Genomic DNA, 1,281 nt, shown 5'->3' with positions numbered 1-1,281 from the left:
TAAATATACTATATCGCTTGTTTTTATAAGCTCAATTTTATCCATTGAAGCAACAGCTATATAATCTTTATTATTTGATATGTCCCTTTCTATTTTATTAATTTGAGATCCTCTGCTAAAATCAAAATAATTTTGCTGATTAAGCTTTGATATGGCTTTGTTTATTGAAAGAATTAATTCTTCAATGATAACTGGTTTGAGGATATAATCAATTGCATTATATTTGATTGCTCTCAAAGCATATTCGTCATGTGAGGTTACAAATATAATCTGCGCTTTATTAATTTTAATTTGATCTAATGCCTCGAATACTTCCTTCCCATTAAGCCTAATATCAAGTAGCAAAATGTCGGGTTCACATTCATTTATTACTTCAATGGCATCTTTACTAGTTAAAGCCTCACCAACTACAATTACATTAAGACAATAGGTTGCGATAAAGTGCTTTAAAAGCAAAATATTATTTAACTCATCATCAACTACTACAACTTTATAAGTATTCATAATTTTACTTTTTTATTCAAATATAATTGTATAATATCTGAAATTTTAACAATACGATTATTTAATCCTAAATTTAAGTTTAACTATTGTACCTGCACTTTTATCATCTTCTCGAATATCTTCCACTTCTAGGACTATAGTATCGCTATTAGAGGAGTCATTTATTACGTTTATTCTTTCGTTAACAATAGTTGTTGACCAGGATTTATAAAGATAACTCCTTTTTCTATTCATTTTTTTTGCCGCCTCAATTCCTATTCCGTTATCCTCAATTATGACAGTAAGATAGTGATTTTCTATATAACATTTAACTTTTAGTACTTTTGTTCCAAATTCTTTAGGAGCCAGACCATGAATAATAGCATTTTCAACAAAAGGCTGGATTAGCATTCCAGGAATAAAAATGGTATTAGCGTTTTCTATTTTTTCAGATTGGATACTAAAATGCAATTGATCGTTTAATTGGAGTTTATTTAAGATGAGATAATTTTTAATATATTCTAATTCGTCTTTTAAAGAAACGAATTCCTGTTTGGACATATCCAAAGTTAAACGCAGCAGTCTTGAAAAAGCACCAAAATATTTATTTGCTTCTTTTTCCCCTTTGAGAATCATTACACTCTGCATATTATTTAGTATGTTAAAAATAAAATGAGGGTTCATTTGCGCTTTCAGAGCATTTGCCCTCAAATCAATTATTTCCTTCTCTCTTTCAAAATTCTTTTTTTGTTTCCTTGCTTTTCTTTTACATATATAAATTAGTATGCTTACCAGCAC

The 1,281-nt window shown here is 28.3% G+C and carries 2 protein-coding genes; both read right to left on the bottom strand.

The window, feature by feature from the left end:
• Positions 1 to 504, bottom strand: a 504-nt coding sequence (locus tag B0E44_RS00060; RefSeq protein WP_124019247.1) for a LytTR family DNA-binding domain-containing protein, incomplete at its 3' end; no start/stop codon positions are given.
• A 57-nt stretch (positions 505 to 561) separates the two neighbouring features.
• On the bottom strand, positions 562 to 1,281 hold a 720-nt coding region (locus B0E44_RS00055; protein WP_165688744.1), incomplete at its 5' end, for a sensor histidine kinase.

Source organism: Flavobacterium sp. A45, from assembly GCF_002001005.1.
GTDB lineage: Bacteria > Bacteroidota > Bacteroidia > Flavobacteriales > Flavobacteriaceae > Flavobacterium.
This window is presented reverse-complemented; position numbering and strand designations above follow the sequence as displayed.